The organism is Janthinobacterium svalbardense (assembly GCF_002327145.1).
Lineage (GTDB): Bacteria > Pseudomonadota > Gammaproteobacteria > Burkholderiales > Burkholderiaceae_D > Janthinobacterium > Janthinobacterium tructae.
Genome location: NZ_CP023422.1, coordinates 3,127,957 through 3,146,258 on the forward strand (window position 1 = coordinate 3,127,957; position 18,302 = coordinate 3,146,258).

The window sequence follows — 18,302 nt, forward strand, 5'->3', positions numbered from 1 at the left end:
CACCGGCCCAGGCGCTATTGCGCGCCTTGCCGCCTTATCCGGAACCTCGCCGCATGCTGACCGCTTTCCTGATCTTTCTCGCCACATTAACCCTGGTCATCTGGCAGCCGCGCGGCCTGGGCATCGGCTGGAGCGCCGTCATCGGCGCTGGTGTCGCCTTGCTGGCCGGCGTCATCCACTGGGGCGACATCCCCGTCGTCTGGCATATCGTGTGGAACGCCACCGGTACCTTCATCGCCGTGATCATCATCAGCCTGCTGCTCGACGCGGCCGGCTTTTTCGAATGGGCCGCGCTGCACGTGGCCCGCTGGGGCGGCGGCAGCGGCAGAAAACTGTTCGTGCTGCTGGTCTTGCTGGGCGCGCTGGTGTCCGCCGTGTTCGCCAATGACGGCGCCGCGCTGATCCTGACACCCATCGTCATCGCCATGCTGCGGGCGCTGAAGTTTTCCGCCAGGGCCACCCTGGCCTACGTGATGGCGGCCGGTTTTATTGCGGACACGGCCAGCCTGCCGCTGGTGGTGTCGAACCTGGTGAATATCGTCTCGGCCGATTTCTTCAAGATCGGCTTTGCCGAGTACGCTTCCGTGATGGTGCCCGTCAACGTCGTCGCCGTGGCCGCCACCTTGGGCGTCTTGCTGCTCTTTTTCCGCCAGGATATCCCGCGCGATTACGATGCCTCGCAACTGAAGCGCCCGGACGCCGCCATCCGCGACTTGTCCACCTTCCGCGCCGGCTGGCTGGTGCTGGCGCTGCTGCTGGTGGGCTTTTTCTCGCAGGAACACCTGGGTGTGCCCATCAGCCTGATCGCCGCCGTGGGCGCCGCGCTGCTGCTGGGCGTGGCGGGCAAGGGCCACGTGATTTCCACGCGCCACGTGATCCGTCATGCGCCGTGGCATATCGTCGTCTTTTCGCTGGGCATGTATTTGGTCGTGTACGGCTTGCGCAATGCGGGCTTGACGGCGTACCTGACGGGCATGCTGAACCACTTTGCCCAGTATGGCGTGTGGGGCGCGGCCATGGGCACGGGCGTGCTGACGGCCTTGCTGTCGTCCGTGATGAACAACCTGCCGACGGTGCTGGTGGGCGCGCTGGCCATCGACCCGACGACGGCGCAGGGCGCCGTGCGCGAAGCGATGATCTACGCCAACGTCATCGGCAGCGACCTGGGACCGAAGATCACGCCCATCGGCAGCCTGGCCACCTTGCTGTGGCTGCATGTACTCGACAGCAAGAACATTCACATTTCCTGGGGCTACTATTTCCGTGTCGGCATCGTGCTGACCGTGCCCGTGCTGCTGCTGACCCTGGCGGCGCTGGCGCTGCGCTTGTCCTGAGTTCCGTGTATGGTGGTGGCTGACAGCAACTTTAACTGGAAAGCCATGAAATTACTGCTTGTGGGCGCCACCGGTCTGGTGGGCCGCGAAGTGCTGCGCCTGGCGCTTGCCGACACCCGCGTCGCGGCCATCGTGGCGCCCGTGCGCAAGGCCTTGCCGCCCCATGCGAAACTGCACGCGCCCCTCGTTGATTTCGATCAATTGCCGCCCGATGCACCGTGGTGGCAGGCGGATGCCGTCATCTGCACCCTGGGCACGACCATGAAGGTGGCCGGCACGCGGCAGGCCTTCTTGCGCGTGGACCACGACTATCCGCTGGCCGTGGCGCGCCTGGCGCTGGCGGCCGGCACGCGCACGTATGCGCTCAATTCGGCCGCCGGCGCCAGCGCCGCTTCGCGCATCTTCTACAACCGCGTCAAGGGCGAGCTGGAACGCGACCTGGAGCAGCTGGGTTTTGCCTCGCTCACGCACGTGCGGCCGGGCCTGATCGGCGGCGAGCGCGACGTGGCGCGCGCGGGCGAGGGCGCCGCCTTGCGCCTGCTGCGCGTGCTGGGGCCCGTGCTGCCGGCGCGCTGGCGCATCAATCCCGCGCCGCGCATCGCGCAAGCCCTGCTGGAAGCGGCGCTGGCCGGCGCACCGGGCGTGCATGTCGTCAGCCCGGAACAGCTGGCATGAATGCGCATCGCCTGTCATCGGCGTTCATGTTCTTTTGAGTACGGAAAATGCAAACAGTACGTCCTTACGCGGCCAGCGACCGCGACGCCTGCCTGGCCCTCTTCGACGGCAACACGCCGCGCTTTTTCGACCCGTCCGAGCGCGCCGGCTTTGCCGCCTGGCTGGAAGCATCGACGCAGCCGTATCTGCTCATCGAACGCGACGGTAACATCGTCGCCTGCGGCGGCCATACGCAGGTGGCCAGGCTCACCATGAATACCAGCGAGCATACGCAGCAGTTTTATGCACGCTTCGGCTTCGGGCCCGGCATCGACCAGTGGGACATGCTGTTGCAACTGCCTGCGTAGCGACCGCAGGCAGGCATGGCGTCAAGCGGCGGTCAAATACTGATTGAAATGCTAACCTTCATCGCTTACCATCGGTGGGTGTTTCAACCAGGAAAGATGCCCATGTACCCTACGTTCTTGTCTGATGTTGCACTGCACACCTGCACCAGGCACGGAGGGCGGCATGCCTGATGGCCATCTGACGCCTGCGCCGCTCGTCATCGTCGCCAGCAGCGGCACCGGCGGCGACATACAACCGTTTATCGCGCTGGCGCAGGGCTTGCAGCAACGGGGGCGGCGCGTGCTGCTGCTGGTGCCAGGCTGGCAGGAAGCGGCGGCGCTGGCCTCAGGGCTGGCGTATCGCACCTTCGGCACGCAGGAAGAGGGGCAGGCCATGCTGGCCGATCCGGGCCTGTGGGATGAGCGCAAGGGCTGGGGCGTGGTGTGGCGCGGCCTCGTGCCGTACCTGGGCGCCCTGCGCGACGTGGTACAAGGCTTGCCGGACGGTGAAGAGTGCGTGGTGCTGTGCCACCCCTTCCTCGTGCCGATGGCCGCCCTGGCACGCTCCGTGCGCCCGGACCTGCGCATCGTCGCGGCGTATCTGGCGCCATCGAACCTGTGCAGCAGCCATGATTTCCTGGCGGCCGGCTCGCTGCGCATTCCCGCCTGGGTGCCGCTGGCCTGGCGCCAGGCCCTGTGGCGGCTGCTCCACCGCAGCATGGTCGACCCGGTGCTGCTGCCCGGCCTGAACGGGGCGCGCGCGCAGTACGGGCTGAAGCCCGAAGCGCATTTTTTTGCGCACATGCTGGCCGCGCCGCATGCCTCGCTGGGGCTGTTTCCCGCCTGGTTCGCCGCCCCGCAGGCGGACTGGCCAGCGCATTTCGTGCAAACCGGTTTCCCCGGCGCCGCCCCGCATGGCGCTGCGGCGCTGCCGCCGGAGCTGGAACGCTTTCTGGGCGAGGGCGAGCCGCCCATCGTGTTTACGCCCGGTACCGGGCACCAGCACGCGCAGCGCTATTTCAGCATCGCCCTGGAAGTGTTGCGGCGGCTGGGACGGCGCGGCCTGTTCCTCACGCCCCATGCGGCGCAAGTGCCGCAGCATTTGCCCCCGAACATCATGTGGCAGGCGCACGTGCCGTTTGCGGCGCTGTTGCCGCGCGTGGCGGCCGTGGTGCACCACGGCGGCATCGGCACCAGCGCAGACGCTTTCCGCGCGGGCATCCCGCAGTTGATCGTGCCGTTCGCCTACGACCAGTTCGACAATGGCTGGAGGATCAAACGGCTCGGGATAGGCGATGTCTTGCTGGCCAGGCGTTTGTCGGCCGGGCGCATGCAACGGCAGCTGGCGCGCCTGCTGGCCGCGCCCGAGGTCCAACTGGCGTGCGGCGAGGTGGCCCGCCGGATGGGGCAGGGATTGGAGCCAGCACACTTGCTCGATCAGGTCGAAGCGGCGCTCGCCACCCAGACTGCTTAGGGAATGTTGTGCGGCGTATCGTCGAGGGCGATGACCCGGTCGTTCGGGCCGGGCACGCAGCCGTCGGCGATGGGTTCCCAGCCCCGGTGCACCACCACCTGCCTGCCGTCGTGGCAGATTTCCACGCGCTCGCTGGCGGGCAGGCGCTGGCGCGCGAACGCTTCCAGGCTGGCCGGCAGGCTCACTGCCAGCTGCATCGTGCCAATGGCTGCCGGCGGGTGGTCGTCCATGTGCACCAGGGGCACGAAGATCGACCCCAGCATCAGCCAGCGCGCACCCACGTCGACGGCAGGGGGTTGTAAGGCGCGGCGCGCAGCCAGTCCTGGGCGCGCGCGCGCAAGTCTCCGCCCTCGGCCAGCTCGCCCCAGGCCGAGGCCAGCAATTCCACCACCCACTGATTGCAATTCTGGTATTTCAGGCTGAAGGCGTAGGCGTTGGCGCTGTAGCGGCCCGCCAGCAATTGCTGCACGCGCACGGGGTCGAGCAGGGCGCGGCGCAGGGGCGGTACGCTTTCCGCCGGCAGTTTCACCAGCGAGATATAGCCAAGAGATGGGTTTGCCGTTCCCATGGCGAAACCGGCCGTGCCCTGGTCGAAGATGCGCGGGCGGCCTTCGTCGCAGGCGTAGTACAACTGGCGTGCGGACCAGCCATTGTCATTGTCGTGGCGCCAGGCCAGCGCCGCGTGCGAATAGCGGATGCCGAAGCGCGCCAGGTCCAGGCCGGAGCGGCTGATCAGGGCCACGCTGCCTTCGCTGGCGGCCAGTTCCTCGCGCACGACGGCGGCAAAGCGCAACAGCCGATCCTGCTCGGTTGCCGTAAGCTCCTGCGCGCGGTCGCAAAAGCGCGACGAGGCGAGCGAGGTGCCTGCCTGGGCGGCGCCTGCGTTGAAGATGGCGAAAACGCCCAGCAGCAGTGCCGGGCGGCGCGGGAGAAAACGAATCAAAGGCTGACGGGACGCGTGGCCATTTCGCCGTACCAGTCGTCGGCCAGCACCAGGAAGAAGGCGGCGCGCGTGTCGTTGCGCGAGAATTCGATGCCATAGGCGCGGTTTTGCGCATGCACCACGTCGCCCTGCGCCAGTTGCTGCTTGTCGAGCGCCGCTTGCGGCAAGTCCAGCACCAGCGGCGATGCCGTGGCGTCGGCTTGCATGGTCAAACGCGTCATGCCGTCGCGGCCCGGCAGGGCGGCCACGTCGATGATGCGGTAAGGGCCATTGGCTACCTTGTTGTCGCGCGAGGAGCTGTTGCTCGAACCGTTGAGCGAATCGGAAATGCTGCCGCTCGACTGGGAGCCTGCGCTGGAGGCCGAGGAAACGAAGCTGTCGGCGTTGGCGTTGCACGCCACGGTCAGAGCTGCGGCCAGGCCGAGCATGCGTAGGGAGATAGTCAAGGCAGTTTTCCAGTGCACATCAATGAAAGCGGGCCGGGTCCATCCCGGCCTGCGCCATGATAGCAGATCGGCTATCAGCTGAGCAGTACCTCGATCAGGCCCTTCGCTTCGGCCGACGGCTGCGTGCGCAGCACCTGCAGCACGGGATCGTGCTCCAGGTAGGCTTGCAGCGGCGCGCTGACGGTGACGCTGGCCTGCGGCAGCGGCGAAGGGACGGGCGCCAGCGCCTTGGCCAGCAGAAGGGTGTCGCGCAAGCCTTCGGGCGGCAGCATGATGGTCGAACCGGGCAAGGCGTTGACGGCATCGGCCACGGGCAGCGGCACGCCCAGTTGGCGCATCAGCGCGCGGCCGATCACTTCCAGCGTGGACGCCATCTGCGTTTCCAGCTGGGCGTACAGGCCAGGGGTCTTGTCGGCCTGGGCCAGCATGTAAAAGCCGGCCACTTCATGCACGATGCCGGCGAACAGGGCCGTATCGGCATCCGTGTGCGTGACGGCGCCGGCCAGCGCATGCGCCAGCGCCGCCACGTGCACGGTGTGCGCCCACAGCTGGGTGGCGCGGGCGCGCAAGGCTTCGTCGCGGATGCCCGCGTTCAGCTGGCGGATGACGGCCGCCGTCGCCAGTGCATACAGGTTGCGGTGGCCCAGCCGCTCGACGGCGGCGCGCACGCTGGTGATGGCGGGCGTCTGGCCGGACGCGAACATGGCCGAATTGGCCAGCGCCACGGCGCGCGCCGACAAGGTCGGTTCGCACAGCAGCAGGCGGCTGATATCGGACGAGTGGCAATCGGGATTGGCCAGTTCCTTTTGCAGCAGCAGGGCCGTATTGATGCTGGTGGGAAAGGCCAGGGTTTCCGTTTCGGCGCTGGCCAATAGTTGTGCCAGGCTGCTGAGGGTGTTGACGTGCATGGAGTGGGTAGCGAGAAGTAGCAATGCCCCCATATTATCAGTAATGCCGTTCAGTTAAGCTGTCCGACGTATTGAAAGGCAAAGGTGTCGGGCGTAAAAACGTAAAAATGGCGGGCCGGAGACGCGAGCCCGAGAAAATGCCGATGGCGGCGTTGCAGCTCCTCGCCGTACATGCGTACTGTCTTCGTCGCTGCGCCTTGCCTTCGACATTTTTCAGGCTCGCTTGGCCCGGTACACCTGTGCGGGCGACTGGGGCTTTAATCCGTTTTGCAGCTCTACTGGTCGCGTAGGGGCGCTATCTGAACGGCATTACCCATATTATCAGGCAATCCGGCCCGCATGGTGCATGGCTGCCTTTTCAGCCATGCACCTGTCAGGGCAGCAGCAATGCATGCTGGCTGGCCGTATGAAAATCGCGCCAGACGCGGTTGATGGTGCTGTCTTCGCGGGCCGCGTACAGGCCGCAATATGGATACAGACCATCGACGGCGGCGCGGCATGCGGCCACCAGGGCCAGCGAAGCGGCCTGCACGGCCTGCATGGCGTTGTCGTCCAGCACCGCGCCGCCTGCCACCTGCGCCCAGCTGGCGTCCAGCACGGCGTAAAAACGCACGCGAGCGGCGGCGCAGCTGTCTTTTTTGTCTTGCAGCATGCCGGCCACGTCCGGCACGTCCAGCAGGGGCAGGCCGGCGCGCGCATGGCGGCGGTGGCGCATGCATTCCTCGGCCAGTTGCATGAAATGCGCGGCCATGCCGGCCAGGTTGGCGGCCAGGGTCACGTAGGCCAGTGAATAGAAGGGGTAGCGGTACAGGGGGCCGTCGGCCGTCGCGGTGCTCGCATCGATGGTGAAACCATGTTCCTTGGCAAGCCATTCTGCGTCGATGCGGTAGCTGTACGAGGCGCTGGCGCGCATGCCGAGGCTGTTCCACGAGGGCACCAGCTGCACCAGGGCGGCGGGCACCAGGAAGGCGCGGATGCGCGGCTGGCCTTGCACATCGAGCAGGGGCTGGCCATCGCGCTGCAGCCGGGCGTTCAGGGTGAAGTGGGTCGCCATGGGCGCGCCGCTGGCGTAGTCCCAGCTACCGGTGATGCGGTAGCCGTCGCCTTCTTCCTCGGCAAAACCGGTGGCCGCGCCGCTGCCACCCAGGCAAACGCGCGGCGTGCCGATGATGGCGCGCGCCATGTCGGGCGCCAGAAATCCCGCGAACCAGCCCGCGCCCGCGCACAGGGTCAGCACCCAGCCCATGCTGCCATCGATGGCGGCCACGGCTTCTTCCAGGCGCACCACTTGCGGCAAGGGCAGCTCGGCGCCGCCCGCGCTGCGCGGCGCCAGCATGGTCAGCCAGCCGCGCCGGTGCAGCAAGGCCTGCTGGGCCGGATGCAAACAGCGGGCGGCGTCGGCCGCCGGCGCATGGCGCGCGATGCGCCGCGCGTCGCGCTCGGAAAGGGGGGCAAGGGGGGCGAGGGCAGCGTGCGGCATGGGAAAAGTCCGGCAATGGCGAAGGCGGGCATTTTCGCACAGCGGGGCGTGTACCGGGCACTTGCCGCACTGGAGCGGCATCGAGCAGCAGCACGGTTTCGTGCACGGCGGCGTGGTCGGCATGATCGCGGACTCTGCCGCCGGCTACGCGGCCATGACCATGGTGCCGGACGGCGCATCCGTGCTGACAGTGGAATACAAGATGAATTTGCTGGCGCCTGCCGATGGCGAGAAACTGATCGCGCGTGGCAAGGTGGTGCGCCCGGGCCGCACCCTGATCGTCACGCAGGCCGAAGTGTTCGCCGTGCGCGATGGCCGGGAAACACTGTGTGCGCTGATGCAGCAAACCATCATGGTGATGCACGGCAAGTCGGAAAAAGCCTGAGCCGTGCAGCGGGCAACGGCGCTCAAGCTGCCTTGGCCAGTCCTTCCGCTTCCCAGGCAGCCTTGACGCTGTCGCGCTGGGCCATTCTTGCCAGGAAGGCCTGCACGTTGGCCAGGCCCGACAAATCCACGCCCACGCGCGGCGCCCAGCCCGTGATGACGAACAGATAGGCGTCGGCCACGGTGAAGGTGTCGCCCGTCAGGTAGGCCTGGCCTTGCAGGCGGCTGTCCACCCATGTGAATTTCTTGCCCAGTTGCTCGATGAACAAGGCTTTGGTGGCGGCGTCGTAGCGGGGATCGAACAGGGGACTGAACGATTTGTGCAGCTCGGAGGTGATGTAATTCTGCCATTCCAGCACCTTGTAGCGGGCAAAGCTGCCCACGGGAGGCAGCAAATCCTGCCTGCCCGCCTGTTCGGCGATGTACTGGGCGATGACGGGGCCTTCGCTCAAGGTGCTGCCATCGTCGAGGGCCAGCAGCGGCACCTGGCCTTTTGGATTGAGTGCGTAGTAATTGCCGCCTTCCTGCGTCTTGTGCTGGCCCAGGTCGACCTTCACCAGGGTGAACGGCGTGCCCGTTTCGCGCAGGATGATGTGCGGTGCCTGCGAGCAGGCGCCCGGCGAGTAAAAGAGTTTCATGGCGATCCTTGAACAGGTGGGAAAGCAGCCACTATAGTCCTGCGCCGCCGCACGGTAAACACGTGTTCGCGTGGTGACTATTTCTGCCTGCTGGGGCTGTCAGGCCGCCGCCCCGGCTGACCACTCGCGCAGCAATTGGCCGAACGCTTCGGCCGCCGCCGTCGTGCTGGCGGCGCGCCAGAGCAGCTGGAACTGGGCGGCGGGCAGGGCTGGCAAGCCATGCTGGCCATCGACGACGACCATTCCCGCTTCCAGGTCGCCCTGCGGCAAGGCCGTGATCGCCAGCCCGGCCAGCACGGCGGCGCGCAAGCCTTGCTGGCTGGGCGAGGTGAACGCCACGCGCCAGTCGAGGCCGGCGCCGTCGAGGGCAGTGACGCCCACTTGCCGGTGCATGCACGGTGCCGGTGAAAACGCCAGCGGCAGCGGCAGCGCGCCGTCGTGGCGGAAATCCTGCGCGGCCGCCCAGACGAAGCGCGTGCGGCGCAGTATGGCCGCGTCATCCTGGCCACCGGCCAGGGCCATGACGACGGCCAGGTCCAGCGCATCGGCGGCGACCAGTTTCTGCAAGTCAAGATAGGTGCCCACCGTGACATCCAGGCGCACGGCGGGAAACAGGTGCGCGAACTGCGCCAGCAGGGCCGGCAGGCGCGCACCCATGAAATTTTCCGGCACGCCAAAGCGCACGGCGCCCGCAATCGAGGAACGCTGGAAGCGCCGCGACAGGGCATCCTGGGCCGCCAGGATCTGCCGCGCGTGGCGCAGGAAATCCTCGCCATCTTCCGTCAGGCGCAGGCTGCGCGTGGTGCGCAGCAGCAGCGCGGCGCCGGCCTGTTCTTCCAGACGGCGGATTTGGTGGCTGATGGCGGACTGGCTCAGGTGCAGCCGTTCGGCGGCGCGCGTAAAGCCGCCCGTGTCCGCTACGGCGACCAAGGCGCGCAGCAGGGCGGTATCGAAGTCCATGAGGTTCCCGTGATTCATGATGAAAATGAATGAATTGTACAAAATTTTATCATTTCCCTCATGAGTCGAGGCTTTCTAGAATGCTGGCTCGCAGTGCGCCGTCTCCACGCGCGCTCCATGACTACCGACATCAAGGCTTCGATGCACCTGACTACTACGCAACAAAACGCACTGACCCTGGCCGCCGTGTGCCTGGCCTCGCTCATGTTCGGCCTGGAAATTTCCAGCGTGCCCGTCATCCTGCCCACCCTGGAAACGGTGCTGCATGGCGACTTCAAGGACTTGCAATGGATCATGAACGCCTACACCCTGGCTTGCACCACCGTGCTGATGGCGACAGGTACCCTGGCCGACCGCTATGGCCGCAAGCGCCTGCTGCTCGCCAGCTTGGCGCTGTTCGGCCTCAGTTCGCTCGCATGCGGCTGGGCCGGCAGCACCGGCGTGCTGATCGCTGCGCGTGCGCTGCAGGGCGCGGCCGGCGGTGCTATGCTGATTTGCCAGGTGGCCGTGCTGTCGCAGCAGTTTCCGGCCGGCGCCGCGCGGGGCCGGGCGTTCGGCGCCTGGGGCATCGTGTTTGGCCTGGGCCTGGGCTTCGGCCCCATCATCGGCGCGGCCATCGTCGCGCTGTCAAACTGGCAATGGGTATTTCTCGTGCACGGGCCGCTGGCGCTGGCGGCCCTGCTGCTGGTGGCGCTGGGCGTGAGCGAATCGCGCGATCCGCAGCGGCGCAAGCTGGACGTGGCCGGCATCGCCACCCTGTCGCTGGCCGTGTTCAGCCTGGCGTGGTGCATCACGCAGGGGCCTGCCCTGGGTGTCGCCGACCCGCGCAGCGTGGCCAGCCTGGCCGTGGCGCTGGCCGGTTTTGCCGCGTTTGCCGTCATCGAACGGCGCCAGCCTGAACCGATGATCGATTTCAGTGTATTTCGCATCCGCCGTTTCTCGGGTGCGCTGCTCGGTTCGGCGGGCATGAACTGCAGTTTCTGGCCGCTCATGATTTATCTGCCCCTATACGTGCAGCATGGTCTCGGTTACAGCAGCCTGGGCACGGGCCTGACCCTGCTGGCCTACACCTTGCCGACCTTGCTCATGCCGCCGCTGGCCGAGCGGCTGGCACTGCGCTACCGGGCCGATGCGGTCATTCCCGCCGGCTTGCTGGCCATCGGCGCAGGTTTTTTGCTGATGTTATGGGGCAGCCATGCGGACGCTGCCAGCTGGCTGACGATCTTGCCCGGCTGCCTGCTGGCCGGCACGGGCCTCGGGCTGACCAACACGCCCGTCACCAACACGACGACGGCCGCCGTGCCCGGCGAGAGGGCCGGCATGGCGTCGAGCATCGACATCAGCGCGCGCATGATCAGCCTGTCGGTGAATATCGCGCTGATGGGCTTTATCCTCGTCGAAGCCATCCAGTCCGCCTTGCGCCAGCATGTGCCTGCCGGGATTGATGCGGCGGTACTGCGCGCCATGGCGGAGGATTTATCGGCAGGCAAGGGCGCCGGCGCGCTGCCGGCCGGCGTGGCGAAGCTGGCGCTGGCACAGGGATTTGGCGCCGTAATGCTGTACGGCGGCGTGGCCGCCTGCCTGTTCGCCGTGGCCAGCTGGCTGGTATTTGGCGCCGGGCGGGAGGGTGCGCTTAGGGCAGGGAGGCTATAATCTGAGCACGTTGGCAAGTGTTGCTCAACGTCATTACGAGGCCGCTCATGCATAAACTGATTTCCGAACTCACCCGCCTGTACCTGTTCGAGGAACAGCAGCACTACGTCGATGCGCAGGGTGGCGCGCAGCCTTTGATGCCGGCCGTGCTGGCGCGCCATCTGTCGGGCGAGCAGACGGTGGGCGTGGAACTCGTGACCAGTAGCGGCCTGACGCGCGCGCTGGTGCTGGAGTTTGGCGGCAAGGGCGGCGGCGAAGCGCACTGGAGCGCGCTGTGCACGATCGCCAATGCCGTGCAGCACGAGCTGGACTTGCCGGCGCCTGCCGTCAGCATCTCGGGCACGGCGTTCCAGTTGTGGCTGTCGCTGGCCACGCCCGTGCCCGTCGCCCAGGCGCGCCAGTTCGTGCAGCTGCTGCGCTCGACCTTTTTGCCCGCTTCGGCCGACATCCTCGCCGCCGCGCCGCCAGACTACGTGGAACAGGTGGCGCTGCCGCCGTGCTTGCACTCATCGGGCAAGTGGGCCGCCTTCATTCACCCCAGCATGGGCGCCGCCTTCGTCGACGAGCCGGGCCTGGACATGCCGCCGCCGCCAGCCGGCCAGCTGGGCTTCCTGGAAAGCTTGCGCAGCATCAACCCGGCCCAGTTCGCGCAGGCGCTGGCGAAATTGCAGGGACATGCGGGGCTGGCTGTCGCCGTGCCCGCTCCCGTCGCCACCGCATTGCCAGTGGCAACGTCCGCCACTGCGCCAGGCCTGCTGCTGCAGGACGCCACCCTGGAAGACATCGTGCGCTGGCTGCATGCGCGTAATATCGAGCCGACCTTGCGGCATATGTTGCCGTAGCGGGGGGGCGCTCGCAGGTGCTGGAAGCAGGCGGCCCGCAGTGGATATTTTCACTGATGTGACAATGTATGTATTTTTCTTGCCGGCAATTTGCTATTCTCCACGGCCGCTCTCGGCTCATGTTAGCAATGAACAGCCAGGACAAGCATCGTGTTCAATTAAATCCAGGAAACCGTCAATGCACTTGCCAGCTGAGAAAAACGCTCCCCGGGACTTTGATTTCATCATCGGAGATTGGCTGGTCAAACATCGACGGCTCAACTCCAGATTCACGCATTGCAAGGAGTGGACGGAGTTTGACGGGCTCTCTTCGACTGTCAAAACACTGGGTGGCTTTGGCAACCTGGAGGACAACGTTCTCTACTTCCCCGAAGGTAGCTTCCGCGCCCTTGCACTGCGCTCGTTTTGTATAACATCCGAAACCTGGTCGATCTGGTGGCTCGATGCACGCAAGCCGACAACGCTAGATGTCCCTGTCGTTGGAAAATTCTCCAATCACATCGGCGTATTTTTTGCAGATGACATACTCGATGGCCAAGCAATAAAAGTGCGCTTTACCTGGACTGCCACACCTGGGGAAAATCCTCGTTGGGAGCAGGCTTTTTCCAAGGACCAGGGAAGAATATGGGAAACGAACTGGACTATGGATTTTGTGCGCGTCGGACAGGAAATGGCACCCATTAGCCTTCAAAGCTGAGATTGTCAACGGCGGCAGGCGGCCAAGAGCCGCCACTCAGAAATAAGGTAAGTATTAATGGTTCGACTCGATTGTTCTGGCGTTTCCTTCGGCTCTCAACTTGACGAGCGGCATTTATTCGAGTGGGCTATGCAAATTCCGGGCATCGTCCGATGGGAGCAAGATACACTTGTGGTGAAATCATTGAACTTGAGTCAAGCGTCTCTAAGAGACTTGGTGGCGCTCTTTTCTCGATACCAGATTCCCATGAATCAGCTTGCCCAATTTAGAAACGCCAGGAACGAAGCATGGTTTGCATCTACGCAGATGTACTGGCACACAAGAGTTTTTGGATAGGCTGTAACCGGCCACAAGCGGTCATTCGCGGCAGCGTGACAATTTGTGAGTTTTTCTGCTTAGCAATCCGCTATGCTCTGGTGCCGCTACCGGCCAGAAGCGGACATCATTACTGACTTGCTGAGGTGTTGGAATGACAGAGATCGAACCACCAAATTATCTACTGAGTGTTACCTCGGCAGGTAGTGGCGATACAGTGACAGTTCACGCCGACAAAGAGGGACTGCTGGCACTCCGTGCTCGGTTAGACGTCCTGCTTGCCAAGCTCGACCGGGACACCTCGGATCACGAGCACCTCCGATCGCCTGAGTGGGCCGGTTTTGAGCTAAGCACATCTATGCTTGCCTCCGAGCGCGCACATGGGCACCAGACGGTGCACCACGTCGAGATTTACGCCTGGAGCCCGGAGTGGAAGAAACACCACCACCTTTAGTCCGAATCAACCACATCTCGCGTTAGCGGAAGCAAGGTCTGCTTTGGGGCGTAACCGAGCAACGTCGGCAACCGGCCAACAGCGGACGTCCCCCGTTTTCAAACGCGAGCCGCTACAGTTAGGACTCATAGAAACATGCGACTTCAAGGAAAAGTCATCGAGTGGAACGATGAACGTGGTTTTGGTTTCATAGTGCAAAACGGGGCGAGTTCTCGGACGTTCGTGCACGTATCTGCATTTCGCAAGAATCGAGGTCGGCCACTTTTGGGGAGCTTGGTAACTTATGAAATTCGACGAGACGACAAAGGCCGACTACAGGCCGTAGCTGCTGATCTCATTGGCAGTACGCCATCCAAGCAAAGTTTTACAGGTGCATTCTCATTTGTATTAGGCGGCTTGGCGCTTCTGCTTATGTTTGGTTATGTTGGCTATGTTCGGTTCTCAAACCCGAACAGCACAATCTCTGCAAGCGTATACAAAATCGTTTCAGCTAGAGATGCGCTTAGGTCGCATCCAGAATTTCAGTGCGGATCAGGGAAGAATTCGTGTTCGAAGATGACATCTTGCGCTGAGGCGCTGTTTCACCAAGAACGATGCAAAGTTCCCAACATGGATGGTGATCGCGATGGAATTCCGTGCGAGCAGCAATTGTGCAACTAAGACTCAAACGGCAACGTCAATTTCAACCGTTTATCTCTAGTACGTCCTCGCTGGGGCGACAACGGCGTGTCGGGGTAGACCATGATGTTTTCGTAACAGCAACATGCTATGCTGGCGCGACCGGCCGAGAACGGCCATGAACCGCCTCTGAACAAGGCAAACTTTGAGTAATAATGTCGTCTTTGGAAATTTGGAGAAATGAATGTACATTGCTTTCTCGCTGCTTGCTGCGTTATCGCTCGTTGGTTGCGCTACTTCCAGCACAGGTTCTATGGCAGCTGGCAACGATACTTTTGTGGTGTCTCGTCAAGCTGGGGCATTTCCCAGCGGTCGTGAACCGCTTTTGGCAGAAGCGATTGCTGAGGCGAATACAAAGTGTGCAAGTCTGAACAAAACACTGAAGTTAGTATCGACAACAGAGAATCCGGGGCCGTACATTTTAGGGAACTATCCAAAGGCCACCGTTGTTTTCTCCTGCACCTAATCGCGGCCGCATCCGGCCAAGAGCAGACCTTGCGGCAGCTATGCTTTTATGAACCCAAAACCGAGGATGACATGGTGTACCTAGCACTAACCCCGCGAGGTTTGCGAGAAATCTTGGATTCATCAGAGGCAACCAAGACTCCTGTATGGTGCAGCGCGGATGTATTGTCAGAAGCAGAATTTGAGAAGCTTGAGCGCGGCAATGTCACTCGTTTCAATTACTCCCTCACGGATGCCGAACACGCGACAATTCAGGGTGCACTGGCGACTATCGAGGAGCATCACCCGGGCGAGCGAGTTTGGATTGAAAGCACGGTGTTTGGAGAGCCTGAACACCCCCTTTGACAGTCCGCTTCGGGGCGAAAGCGGACACTCCACTGCAGTCGCAGCGTCAAGCCACCTCTCTATCTTTCGATGGCATACGGCCTGTAACATAGGTGTTCATGGCGGCGTCCCATGTCAGCGGCATCCAGACATCAAGCAGCCATTTCCCTGGCCAAGGTCAACACCAATTCCTCCGCGCCCATTTCCCGCGCCAGCGGCGCCCCTTGACCGGCCCATTGCGCGGCAAATTCGCTGTCGCCGTGCTGGCTAGCTGCCGCGTTCAATTGTTTTGCGGCATCGTAGGCGACGGGGTAGTCGGCCGGCGGCGGGCTGCCCGGCGCTTCGCCATGCTCGATCAAACGGTTTACCATGCCGCGCGCCAGGCGGCCCGAGAGCACGCTCGTCAGGCGGGTGGTGGCCGCCCGTTCGCTTTTCAGGTTGGCGCGGTAGCTGGCATTGGCCGACGATTCCGGGCATAGCACGAACGCCGTGCCCAACTGGGCCGCTGCGGCGCCCAGGTCCAGCGCGGCGCGGATGCCTGCTCCATCCATGATGCCGCCGGCGGCGATCAGGGGTAGCGTTGTGCGGCCCGCCAGCAGGCGCAGCAGTACTGACGTGCTGTGGCGCTCGTCCGGCGCTTGCGGGTCGAAGACGCCGCGATGCCCGCCCGCTTCCACGCCCTGCGCCACGATGGCGTCGACCCCCGCCTGTTCGATCAGCATCGCCTCGCGCAGATTGGTGGCCGTGGCCATGGTGTAGATGCCGGCCTGGCGCAGGGCGGCGATCTGTTGCACCGTTGGCAAACCGAAATGAAAGCTGACGACGGCAGGGCGCTGTTCCAGCAGCAGGGCAAACGCTTCCTCATCACCGAGAAACGTTTGGTAAATCTCATCGAGCTGTACTGGCACGGCCGCGCCCAGCTGCGCAAACAGGGGCGCCAGATGCGCCAGCCAAGCCGCCTCGCGCCGCGCATCCCTCACTGCCGGCGCATGGCAGAACACATTGATATTGAAGGGCTTGTCCGTCAGCGCGCGCGTGTCGGCGATCATCTGGCGCGCCTGCGCCACGCTGCCGGCGCCGATGCCCAGCGAACCCAGGCCGCCCGCATGCGATACGGCGGCGGCCAAGCGCGGCGTGGAGACGCCCGCCATCGGTGCCTGGATGATGGGCAATTGTAAGCCGAGGCGGTCGAGGAAGCGCTGGATTGAAGTCATGATGTTTCCTTCATCAAGTTGAGGAGGCTGCATTAAATTCTTATTTTGAGAATATACTAGCACAATCATTCCAAAAGAAAGAACATGATGGAGATGCAGTCCTTGACGATTTTTTGTGCCGTGGCCAGTGAGCTGAGCGTCACGCAGGCCGCAGCGCGGCTGGGCCGCGCGCCGTCCAGCGTCACCACGCGCATCCAGCAACTGGAAGCCGATATCGGCGCTGAATTGTTCGTGCGCACGAATAAACGCATGGCCCTGACGGCGGCGGGCGAGCGCTTTCTCGAGTATGCGCAGCGCTTGCTGGCGCTGGCGGAAGAAGCCCGCCACGTCGTCACGGGCGGGCGCGAGGGCGGCACCCTGCGCGTCGGCAGCATGGAAAGCACGGCGGCCAGCCGCTTGCCGGCGCTGCTGGCCGCGTATCACGCCCGCTATCCGGCGACGCGGCTGGCGCTGAGCACGGGGCCGTCGCGCCCCCTGATCGAGCAGGTGCGCACGGGTTTACTCGACTGTGCTTTCGTGGCCTTGCCGCCAGCCTTCGGCGGCGCCGCCGCGCTGGAGGAACTTGGCCTGGCATCGACCGCCGTATGGCGCGAAGAACTGTGTTTGCTGCTGCCGGCCAGCGAAGGGCCGGTGCGCCGCGCCGCAGACGTGCGCACGCGCTCGCTGGCGGCCTTCCCGCAGGGCTGCACCTACCGCGCTATCGCCGAAGAGGTGCTGGGCGTGGCCGGCAGCACGCAGTGGCGGGTGCAGGAAATGACTTCGTATCACACCATGATCGCCTGCGTGGCGGCCGGCGCCTGCGTGACCTTGTTGCCGGCCAGTGTGCTGGCGCTGTCGGACGCGCCGGCCACCCTGAAAACACTGTCGGTTGGGCAAGCCGACACCTTGCTGGTGTGGCGCACCGGATTCGACGTGCCTGCGTTCCAGCATTTGCTGGCGCAACTGGGCCAGGTGGCGCCGTGAGCGCGGCCGGCAGGCTGCGCGCGGCCATGGCTGCGGCGGCCATCCTCGCCATCGGCATGGGCTTCGGCCGCTTCGCCTTCACGGCCATCTACCCGCACATGGTCAAGGAAGGCGTGCTGACTCTGCACGACGGCAGCCTGACCGCCTCGGCCAACTATGCCGGTTATTTGCTGGGCGCCATCCTGGCCATGCGCGCACGAGCCCACAGCGCGCACCGGCTGTGCCTGTGGTCGGTGGCCGGTACGGCGCTGTGCCTGGGCGTGCTGGCCTTGACTATGCCCGTCTGGCTCATCGTGACGGTGCGGGGCGTGGCGGGCGTATTCAGCGCGCTGGCCATGGTGGCTGCCTCGCTGTGGCTGCTGGAACAGCGCCGGCATGCGCGCGGCGCGCCGCTGCTGTACGCGGGCGTGGGCGCAGGCATTGCCGTGTCGGCCGAATTGCTGGTGCTGGCGGCCTGGCTGGGCTGGCACAGCGCTGGCATGTGGCTGCTGCTGGCCGGCGTCACCGTACTGCTGGGGCTGGCGGCCGCGCCTGCCATTGCCGCCAGTGGCCAGGAAACCCTGGCTGCACCGGCGCACGCCGCTGCATCGACCTTGGCACCCGTGGCGCCCTGGCCGCTGGTGCTGATCTATGGACTGGCAGGGCTGGGCTACATCGTCACGGCAACTTACTTGCCCGTGCTGGTGGGCACGGCCTTGCCCGGGCTCAATTCTGCCCACGTGTGGGCCGTGTTCGGCCTGGGCGCGGCGCCGTCGTGCTTTCTGTGGCACCGGCTGCACGAGCGCCTGGGCACGCGCCGGACACTGCGGTTAAATTTGCTGCTGCAGGCGCTGGGCGTGGCCTTGCCCGTGCTGGCGCCCTCGGCCGCCGGTTACTTGCTCAGCGCCATCCTCGTCGGCGGTACCTTTGTCGGCACCGTGACCATCGCCATGCCGGCCGCGCAACGGGCCACCGTCAAGGCAGGGACCAACATGATGGCTATCATGACGGTGGTGTATGGCGTGGGCCAGATCATCGGCCCCGTGCTGGCCGGCAGCCTGTATGCGCAGTCGCACAGTTTTAATAGCGCGCTATTGGCGGCGGCCGGCGCGCTGCTGCTGGCCATCGTTATTAGCTTGCGGCTGTAAGA

20 protein-coding genes and 1 pseudogene are annotated in these 18,302 nt (G+C 64.6%); 14 read left to right on the forward strand and 7 right to left on the reverse strand.

Translation table 11 applies throughout. The features are described 5' to 3' along the window. Positions 1 to 53 precede the first annotated feature (53 nt). The 4 genes from CNX70_RS14010 (at position 54) to CNX70_RS14025 (ending at position 3,809) form a co-directional block, all read left to right on the forward strand. Complete coding sequence (locus CNX70_RS14010) at positions 54 to 1,334, forward strand: arsenic transporter (protein ID WP_096238454.1); 1,281 nt, start codon at positions 54 to 56, stop codon at positions 1,332 to 1,334. A gap of 45 nt (positions 1,335 to 1,379) precedes the next feature. Further along, a complete protein-coding gene (locus CNX70_RS14015) occupies positions 1,380 to 2,009 on the forward strand; it encodes a Rossmann-fold NAD(P)-binding domain-containing protein (RefSeq protein ID WP_096238455.1) in 630 nt (209 codons plus the stop codon). A 47-nt stretch (positions 2,010 to 2,056) separates the two neighbouring features. Further along, a complete protein-coding gene (locus CNX70_RS14020) occupies positions 2,057 to 2,356 on the forward strand; it encodes a hypothetical protein (RefSeq protein WP_096235176.1) in 300 nt (99 codons plus the stop codon). Positions 2,357 to 2,519: 163 nt separating this feature from the next. Further along, positions 2,520 to 3,809 (forward strand): glycosyltransferase, encoded by a 1,290-nt coding sequence (locus CNX70_RS14025; protein WP_167389660.1) that lies wholly within the window; start codon positions 2,520 to 2,522, stop codon positions 3,807 to 3,809. Here CNX70_RS14025 and CNX70_RS14030 read toward each other — a convergent pair. The 4 genes and pseudogenes from CNX70_RS14030 to CNX70_RS14045 all read right to left on the reverse strand — a co-directional run bounded on the left by CNX70_RS14030 (position 3,806) and on the right by CNX70_RS14045 (position 7,586). Next, positions 3,806 to 4,749, reverse strand: a pseudogene (locus CNX70_RS14030) (DUF2145 domain-containing protein). The gene CNX70_RS14025 and the pseudogene CNX70_RS14030 overlap by 4 nt on opposite strands. Further along, entirely contained in the window at positions 4,749 to 5,180 is a 432-nt protein-coding gene (locus CNX70_RS14035) for a hypothetical protein (RefSeq protein WP_096235178.1), read from the reverse strand. The pseudogene CNX70_RS14030 and the gene CNX70_RS14035 overlap by 1 nt, the downstream one beginning before the upstream one ends. A 92-nt stretch (positions 5,181 to 5,272) precedes the next feature. Beyond that, on the reverse strand, positions 5,273 to 6,106 hold the full coding sequence (locus tag CNX70_RS14040; RefSeq protein ID WP_244199153.1) for an HDOD domain-containing protein: 834 nt from the start codon (positions 6,104 to 6,106) through the stop codon (positions 5,273 to 5,275). Positions 6,107 to 6,479: 373 nt separating this feature from the next. Then, positions 6,480 to 7,586, reverse strand: coding sequence for an acyl-CoA dehydrogenase family protein (locus CNX70_RS14045; protein WP_096235179.1), 1,107 nt, complete (start codon positions 7,584 to 7,586; stop codon positions 6,480 to 6,482). 61 nt (positions 7,587 to 7,647) lie between these two features. Here CNX70_RS14045 and CNX70_RS14050 point away from each other — a divergent pair, with 61 nt between their 5' ends. Then, positions 7,648 to 7,971: a PaaI family thioesterase gene (locus CNX70_RS14050; protein WP_425269244.1), complete on the forward strand. Its 324-nt coding sequence runs from the start codon at positions 7,648 to 7,650 to the stop codon at positions 7,969 to 7,971. A 22-nt stretch (positions 7,972 to 7,993) separates the two neighbouring features. On the opposite strand, the gene gstA is transcribed toward CNX70_RS14050, so the two are convergent. Both gstA and CNX70_RS14060 read right to left on the reverse strand, forming a co-directional pair. After that, complete coding sequence (gene gstA / locus CNX70_RS14055; protein WP_096235180.1) at positions 7,994 to 8,608, reverse strand: glutathione transferase GstA; 615 nt, start codon at positions 8,606 to 8,608, stop codon at positions 7,994 to 7,996. Between the two features lie 99 nt (positions 8,609 to 8,707). Next, positions 8,708 to 9,568, reverse strand: coding sequence for a LysR substrate-binding domain-containing protein (locus CNX70_RS14060; RefSeq protein WP_096238458.1), 861 nt, complete (start codon positions 9,566 to 9,568; stop codon positions 8,708 to 8,710). Between the two features lie 141 nt (positions 9,569 to 9,709). On the opposite strand from CNX70_RS14060, the gene CNX70_RS14065 reads away from it, so the two are divergent. From CNX70_RS14065 to CNX70_RS28545, 7 genes are all read left to right on the forward strand, one after another. Beyond that, positions 9,710 to 11,221 carry an MFS transporter gene (locus tag CNX70_RS14065; protein WP_096238459.1) on the forward strand — a complete coding sequence of 504 codons (1,512 nt, stop codon included), beginning with the start codon at positions 9,710 to 9,712 and terminating at the stop codon, positions 11,219 to 11,221. A gap of 47 nt (positions 11,222 to 11,268) precedes the next feature. Next, positions 11,269 to 12,063 carry a TOTE conflict system archaeo-eukaryotic primase domain-containing protein gene (locus CNX70_RS14070; RefSeq protein WP_096235181.1) on the forward strand — a complete coding sequence of 265 codons (795 nt, stop codon included), beginning with the start codon at positions 11,269 to 11,271 and terminating at the stop codon, positions 12,061 to 12,063. A 178-nt stretch (positions 12,064 to 12,241) separates the two neighbouring features. After that, positions 12,242 to 12,760: a DUF1579 domain-containing protein gene (locus CNX70_RS14075; RefSeq protein WP_096235182.1), complete on the forward strand. Its 519-nt coding sequence runs from the start codon at positions 12,242 to 12,244 to the stop codon at positions 12,758 to 12,760. 469 nt (positions 12,761 to 13,229) lie between these two features. Beyond that, the gene (locus tag CNX70_RS29265; RefSeq protein WP_157751017.1) at positions 13,230 to 13,529 is read left to right on the forward strand and encodes an Imm32 family immunity protein; all 300 of its coding nucleotides are present in this window, start codon (positions 13,230 to 13,232) and stop codon (positions 13,527 to 13,529) included. A 135-nt stretch (positions 13,530 to 13,664) separates the two neighbouring features. Then, complete coding sequence (locus CNX70_RS29270) at positions 13,665 to 14,189, forward strand: cold shock domain-containing protein (RefSeq protein WP_096235184.1); 525 nt, start codon at positions 13,665 to 13,667, stop codon at positions 14,187 to 14,189. Between the two features lie 202 nt (positions 14,190 to 14,391). Next, positions 14,392 to 14,673: a hypothetical protein gene (locus CNX70_RS28205; protein WP_157751018.1), complete on the forward strand. Its 282-nt coding sequence runs from the start codon at positions 14,392 to 14,394 to the stop codon at positions 14,671 to 14,673. Positions 14,674 to 14,786: 113 nt separating this feature from the next. Further along, positions 14,787 to 15,017: a hypothetical protein gene (locus tag CNX70_RS28545; RefSeq protein WP_167389661.1), complete on the forward strand. Its 231-nt coding sequence runs from the start codon at positions 14,787 to 14,789 to the stop codon at positions 15,015 to 15,017. Positions 15,018 to 15,148: 131 nt separating this feature from the next. On the opposite strand, the gene CNX70_RS14095 is transcribed toward CNX70_RS28545, so the two are convergent. Next, on the reverse strand, positions 15,149 to 16,210 hold the full coding sequence (locus CNX70_RS14095; RefSeq protein ID WP_096235186.1) for an NAD(P)H-dependent flavin oxidoreductase: 1,062 nt from the start codon (positions 16,208 to 16,210) through the stop codon (positions 15,149 to 15,151). 87 nt (positions 16,211 to 16,297) lie between these two features. Between CNX70_RS14095 and CNX70_RS14100 the strand changes: the two genes are divergently transcribed. Together CNX70_RS14100 and CNX70_RS14105 are read left to right on the forward strand one after the other, a co-directional pair. Then, positions 16,298 to 17,173, forward strand: a complete 876-nt coding sequence (locus CNX70_RS14100; protein WP_096238460.1) for a LysR family transcriptional regulator — start codon at positions 16,298 to 16,300, stop codon at positions 17,171 to 17,173. Next, a complete protein-coding gene (locus CNX70_RS14105) occupies positions 17,170 to 18,300 on the forward strand; it encodes a YbfB/YjiJ family MFS transporter (RefSeq protein ID WP_244198792.1) in 1,131 nt (376 codons plus the stop codon). Before CNX70_RS14100 ends, CNX70_RS14105 begins: the two co-directional genes overlap by 4 nt. The last annotated feature ends 2 nt before the right edge of the window (positions 18,301 to 18,302 follow it).

Coding starts and splice junctions, on each gene's coding strand:
- CNX70_RS14075 (WP_096235182.1), top strand. CDS start 12,242: ATGCACTTGCCAGCTGAGAAAAACGCTCCCCGGGACTTTGATTTCATC.
- CNX70_RS29270 (WP_096235184.1), top strand. CDS start 13,665: ATGCGACTTCAAGGAAAAGTCATCGAGTGGAACGATGAACGTGGTTTT.
- CNX70_RS14015 (WP_096238455.1), top strand. CDS start 1,380: ATGAAATTACTGCTTGTGGGCGCCACCGGTCTGGTGGGCCGCGAAGTG.
- CNX70_RS14065 (WP_096238459.1), top strand. CDS start 9,710: ATGCACCTGACTACTACGCAACAAAACGCACTGACCCTGGCCGCCGTG.
- CNX70_RS14010 (WP_096238454.1), top strand. CDS start 54: ATGCTGACCGCTTTCCTGATCTTTCTCGCCACATTAACCCTGGTCATC.
- CNX70_RS14070 (WP_096235181.1), top strand. CDS start 11,269: ATGCATAAACTGATTTCCGAACTCACCCGCCTGTACCTGTTCGAGGAA.
- CNX70_RS28205 (WP_157751018.1), top strand. CDS start 14,392: ATGTACATTGCTTTCTCGCTGCTTGCTGCGTTATCGCTCGTTGGTTGC.
- CNX70_RS14025 (WP_167389660.1), top strand. CDS start 2,520: ATGCCTGATGGCCATCTGACGCCTGCGCCGCTCGTCATCGTCGCCAGC.
- CNX70_RS14020 (WP_096235176.1), top strand. CDS start 2,057: ATGCAAACAGTACGTCCTTACGCGGCCAGCGACCGCGACGCCTGCCTG.
- CNX70_RS14035 (WP_096235178.1), bottom strand. CDS start 5,180: ATGCTCGGCCTGGCCGCAGCTCTGACCGTGGCGTGCAACGCCAACGCC.
- CNX70_RS29265 (WP_157751017.1), top strand. CDS start 13,230: ATGACAGAGATCGAACCACCAAATTATCTACTGAGTGTTACCTCGGCA.
- CNX70_RS14045 (WP_096235179.1), bottom strand. CDS start 7,586: ATGCCGCACGCTGCCCTCGCCCCCCTTGCCCCCCTTTCCGAGCGCGAC.
- CNX70_RS14100 (WP_096238460.1), top strand. CDS start 16,298: ATGGAGATGCAGTCCTTGACGATTTTTTGTGCCGTGGCCAGTGAGCTG.
- CNX70_RS14095 (WP_096235186.1), bottom strand. CDS start 16,210: ATGACTTCAATCCAGCGCTTCCTCGACCGCCTCGGCTTACAATTGCCC.
- CNX70_RS14060 (WP_096238458.1), bottom strand. CDS start 9,568: ATGGACTTCGATACCGCCCTGCTGCGCGCCTTGGTCGCCGTAGCGGAC.
- gstA (WP_096235180.1), bottom strand. CDS start 8,608: ATGAAACTCTTTTACTCGCCGGGCGCCTGCTCGCAGGCACCGCACATC.
- CNX70_RS14040 (WP_244199153.1), bottom strand. CDS start 6,106: ATGCACGTCAACACCCTCAGCAGCCTGGCACAACTATTGGCCAGCGCC.